This is a genomic window from Candidatus Methylomirabilis sp. (assembly GCF_028716865.1).
Classification (GTDB): Bacteria; Methylomirabilota; Methylomirabilia; order Methylomirabilales; family Methylomirabilaceae; genus Methylomirabilis.
Window position 1 is genome coordinate 1 of record NZ_JAQUOY010000052.1, and the last position, 4,744, is coordinate 4,744.

The window sequence follows — 4,744 nt, forward strand, 5'->3', positions numbered from 1 at the left end:
CTGATATCTGCGAGACGGGATTTGTTGAGGGGACGCTTCTCATTCCTCAGTTCGTCTTGCGGGAGTTGCAGCAGGTTGCCGACTCATCGGATCCGCTGAAACGAAACCGTGGCCGTCGAGGGCTGGATATTCTGCAGAAGATGCAGAAACAGGCCGATGTGCATGTCGAGATCAGCGATATGGATTTTCCGGATATTCGTGAGGTAGACGCGAAATTGGTCGCACTGGCCAAGGCCTTTAATGCCAAGGTCGTGACAAACGATTTCAATCTGAATAAGGTAGCAGTACTGCACGGGATCGGGGTATTGAACATCAACGAGTTGACCAATGCGCTTAAACCCGTTGTCCTTCCTGGTGAGGAAATGCAGGTCTATGTCCTGAAAGAAGGCAAGGAGTACAACCAGGGCATTGCCTACCTTGATGATGGGACGATGGTAGTGGTCGATAGCGGTCGTCGATATATCGGCCAGACTGTCGATGTGCGCGTTACCACGGTGCTGCCGACGACGGCCGGGCGCATGATCTTCTCACGCCTGAAGGAAGAGGCTGAGGCCGCTTAGGAGCAGGGTAAAGGGTTCAGGGTCTAGGGGTTAGGGTTAAGACGGAAACATACGCCCCGGAGATTTCAGATCCTATACCCTAGACGCTATACCCTATGATTGTGACGGCAATTGTTCCCGCGGCGGGAGCGGGGATCCGATTCGGGGGAGCGGTCAAGAAACAGTTTATCGCGCTGGACGGTCTTCCGATACTCAGTCACACATTGCGAGCGCTTGCGGCATCTCATACGCTTGCAGCCATTATCGTTGTGGTTCCCCCAGGGGAAGAGTCAAGAGGCCGAGAGGCGCTGGATCTCGCCAGGATTGATCTAGAGACGGAGGTAGTTCCGGGGGGACAGGCACGGCAGGATTCAGTCTACATCGGTTTGCAGAGGGCGAAGGCGGAGACGGATCTCGTATTGATCCACGACGGCGTTCGCCCTTTCGTTTCACGTGAGGTTGTTCTGGCTACCATCGAAGCCGCGAAAGAATGCGGCGCGGCGGTCGCGGCCGTGCCCGCCATCGATACCATCAAGCGGGTAGATACCGACGACTTCGTGATAGAGACGTTGCCGAGGGGACAGCTCTGGTCGATCCAGACCCCTCAGGTCTTCCGTTACGCACTCCTGATGCAGGCTCACCGGGCGGTTCGGGAGTGCGGGATCATTGCCACCGATGATGCCGCGCTTGTAGAGCGAATAGGGGGAATGGTCAAGGTTGTGAGAGGAAGTTATGAGAATCTCAAGATTACGAGCGAAGAGGATTTGCCTCTCGCCGGCCTGATCCTGAAGCGGCGGAGAGTCCAATGACGGTTGGGATCGGATTCGACACGCACCCACTAGTACCCGGTCGGCGCCTCGTCCTGGGTGGGGTGGAGATTCCATTCGAGAAAGGGCTTGAGGGCCACTCGGATGCGGATGCCTTGGCCCATGCGGTCATCGACGCCATCCTTGGCGCGGCGTGCGCCGGTGATATCGGCTCTTGTTTTGGGACAGACGACCCTCAATACAAGGACGTATCGAGTCTCCTGCTCCTCAGGGAGGCCTTTCGACGCGTGCAGGTCCTTGGCTACACGGTGGGGAACATCGACGCAACGATTATTGCGGAAGCCCCGAGGTTGGCGCCGCATATTGCGCAGATGCGGGCCAACCTCGCAGAGAGCATCGGAACTCCGGTCGAGGGGGTAAGCGTCAAGGCGGCGACGGCGAATCGAGTAGGTGCACTCGGGGCAGGCGACGGTATCGCCTGTCTGGCCATTGCGTCCCTCCAACGCCGTCAGATAACGCCGTAGCATGACGGGGATAGGCATATGGCGCTAGCCATCTACAATACCCTGCGCCAGAAAAAAGAGCTGTTTGAACCGTTCGTACCGGGTGAGGTCCGGATGTACGCCTGTGGACCGACCGTGTATGATCGCGCCCACATCGGCCACGCGCGCGCCGCCCTGACCTTCGACGTGATCTGGCGCTACCTGGAGCTCCGAGGGTACAAGGTCCTCTACGTACGGAATTATACGGATGTGGACGATAAGATTATCCAACGGGCGGCGGAGCTGGGACAGCCGCGAGAATCACTGGTGGAGGAGCAGATCGAGGCCTATCGCCAGGATATGCGGGCTTTGGGGCTCAGAACGCCATCGGAGGAGCCTCGGGCTACGCAACATATCCGGGAGATGATTGAGATCATCCAGGCCTTAATGGTCAAGGGGGTCGCGTATTCCGTGGATGGCGATGTGTATTTCGAGGTCAGGCGAGCGCCTGACTATGGGAAGCTTTCTCATCGAGGTCTCGACGAGTTGCGGGCGGGGGCGAGGGTTGAGGTAGATCCGCGGAAGCGCGATCCCCTCGATTTTGCCTTGTGGAAGGCATCGCGGCCTGGGGAGCCCGCGTGGGAGAGCCCGTGGGGTCCAGGCAGGCCAGGTTGGCATATCGAGTGCTCGGCCATGTCGATGAAATACCTTGGAGAGACCTTTGACATTCACGGTGGGGGGGCTGATCTGATCTTTCCCCATCATGAGAACGAGATTGCGCAGTCGGAGTACGCGACCGGTAAGCCGTTTGCGCGCTACTGGCTCCATAACGGGTTCGTCAACATCCGCGCCGAAAAGATGTCGAAGTCGCTGGGCAATGTCCTGACCGTCCGGGAGCTCCTCGATCGCACCAGCCCTTGTGCGCTCAAGCTGTTCCTGCTCGGAACCCACTATCGGGCGCCCGTAGATTTTTCAGACGATGCGCTGAACAGCGCCAAGGCTGCAGCGGCTCGATTCCATACTGTACTAGATGAGGTGCAGCGTTCCCGAGATACCCAGAGTCCAAGGACTGACCTTTCCCGCATTGATCCCCTCCCTCTTTCGGATCAGATTCGTGAGGCGGAGCAAGAGTTCACGGATGCGATGGATGATGATTTGAATACGCCACGTGCGCTGGCCGCATTGTTTAATCTGACCAGGGGGATAAACGTTGCCCTGAGAGATGCTGATGGTGCGCCGAAGCAATCTCTCGCGCACGCTCTGAGCAAGGCGGGAGACACGTTATGGAAGCTGGGATCGGTGTTGGGCGGCTTATTTGAGGGCCTACGGGAAAAAGTCGAGCGGATCAATAGCACTCCAGGTACTGATGCTTTGGCTGTCGGATCGTCGGTCCCGGTTCTCAGAATATCGGGGGACAATTACTCTAAAGCTCGAGATGCTGTCGAGTTGGCGATTGTATCAAGACAATCTCTGCCGGTGGACGCGATTAAGACTATAGTAGAATATCGCATGCAATGCCGAGAGACGAAGGACTGGGAGACTGCCGACGCAATCCGGGCCTGGTTGGCGGACCTCGGGGTGGTCGTGGACGATACCGCTCATGGGGCTCGCTGGCGAGTAGAAGGCCGCAAGCCGCTAAAGACACAGGCACCATGACGGAGAACATACTGATTGGTCCTCATGCTGTGCTGGAGGCTCTGCGCGCAGGACGGCGCGACATTGAGCGGATCGTCCTGGCCAGGGAACGGTATGATCCCAGGATTACCGAGATCATGAAGCTTGCCAGGGTTAGCGGGGTGCTTGTTAAAAAGGAGAAACGGGAACGGCTTGGCGAATTGGCCGAGGGGTGTGTCCACCAGGGGGTCATGGCCGTTGTGAGTGAGGTGGGCTACAGCGACCCTTTCGAACTGGTCGCCCGAATTAAAGCCAGTTCCTCGCCCCCGCTGCTGCTGTTGCTCGATGGCATTCAGGATCCTCAAAACCTTGGAGCGATCATTCGCACGGCGGAGGCTGCCGGAGTAGACGGGCTCTTCATCTCGAAGCATCGCGCTGTCGGGATAACCCCTGCAGTGGCGAAGGCATCTGCCGGGGCTGTGGAACATCTGCCGGTGGCGAGGGTCGCGGGCTTGCCGGCGTTTCTCGCGTGGCTGAAAGAACAGGGCATCTGGATTCTCGGGGCAGATCCAAGCGCGGCAGGACCACTCTACGAGATTGATTTGCGTATTGCGCTGGCCCTGGTTATCGGGGGCGAGCATCGGGGACTGACGGTGTTAGTACGACAGCGATGCGATCTGCTTGCGAGCATTCCCCTGCGCGGCCGAGTGGCATCTCTGAATGCCGCTGCCGCCGCGGCAGTGTGTCTATTTGAGATCCGGCGCCAGCGAGGCAACATGAAGCAGCTTGTAGCGAATGGGTAAAAAGCTGTGATTATCATCAGAAAATAGCTGCAGTAGAAATTATTGCTTGCTTTTTTATTGCGTTATTCGTAATATTCCTCTTGCGGTTCTGCCACATCCTGCATATATTGAAAGTTTGTGTGCTGGCGTAGCTCAGTTGGCAGAGCAGCTGATTTGTAATCAGCCGGTCAGGGGTTCAAATCCCTTCGCCAGCTCCACGGAGAGCTAGCGTTCAAGGAGATCTCGAAGGGGGATGCGGGGAGATACCCAAGCGGCCAAAGGGGGCAGACTGTAAATCTGCTGGCGTTGCCTTCGGAGGTTCGAACCCTCCTCTCCCCACCATCGGAATGGACTCGAGCAGGAGGCGCCGGTCCAGTTCGGAGGTCGGGTTCTCCCTCTGCAAAAATTCTTCAACGCTTGAGGCAACTGCTACAAGCCTAGGCGGGAATAGCTCAGTTGGCTAGAGCGTCAGCCTTCCAAGCTGAGGGTCGCGGGTTCGAATCCCGTTTCCCGCTCCAGAGGCCGTGTCGATTTGCCATTCGAGCCGACGTGCTTCTCGA

5 protein-coding genes and 3 tRNA genes are annotated in these 4,744 nt (G+C 57.7%); all 8 read left to right on the forward strand.

Features of this window, described 5'->3' with window-relative positions:
- The coding region (locus PHV01_RS12740; protein ID WP_337291534.1) for a TRAM domain-containing protein at window positions 1-560 on the forward strand (560 nt) is incomplete at its 5' end.
- A gap of 95 nt (window positions 561-655) precedes the next feature.
- The gene (gene ispD, locus PHV01_RS12745; RefSeq protein ID WP_337291535.1) at window positions 656-1,348 is read left to right on the forward strand and encodes a 2-C-methyl-D-erythritol 4-phosphate cytidylyltransferase; all 693 of its coding nucleotides are present in this window, start codon (window positions 656-658) and stop codon (window positions 1,346-1,348) included.
- Complete coding sequence (ispF, locus tag PHV01_RS12750; protein WP_337291536.1) at window positions 1,345-1,830, forward strand: 2-C-methyl-D-erythritol 2,4-cyclodiphosphate synthase; 486 nt, start codon at window positions 1,345-1,347, stop codon at window positions 1,828-1,830. Before ispD ends, ispF begins: the two co-directional genes overlap by 4 nt.
- An 18-nt stretch (window positions 1,831-1,848) precedes the next feature.
- Window positions 1,849-3,444: a cysteine--tRNA ligase gene (gene cysS, locus PHV01_RS12755; protein ID WP_337291537.1), complete on the forward strand. Its 1,596-nt coding sequence runs from the start codon at window positions 1,849-1,851 to the stop codon at window positions 3,442-3,444.
- Window positions 3,441-4,205 (forward strand): 23S rRNA (guanosine(2251)-2'-O)-methyltransferase RlmB, encoded by a 765-nt coding sequence (gene rlmB / locus PHV01_RS12760; RefSeq protein ID WP_337291538.1) that lies wholly within the window; start codon window positions 3,441-3,443, stop codon window positions 4,203-4,205. The genes cysS and rlmB overlap by 4 nt, the downstream gene beginning before the upstream one ends.
- A 121-nt stretch (window positions 4,206-4,326) precedes the next feature.
- A tRNA-Thr gene (locus tag PHV01_RS12765) sits at window positions 4,327-4,402 on the forward strand.
- 39 nt (window positions 4,403-4,441) lie between these two features.
- Window positions 4,442-4,526: transfer RNA gene (locus PHV01_RS12770), tRNA-Tyr, on the forward strand.
- A gap of 99 nt (window positions 4,527-4,625) precedes the next feature.
- Window positions 4,626-4,702, forward strand: a tRNA-Gly gene (locus PHV01_RS12775).
- Window positions 4,703-4,744 lie beyond the last annotated feature (42 nt).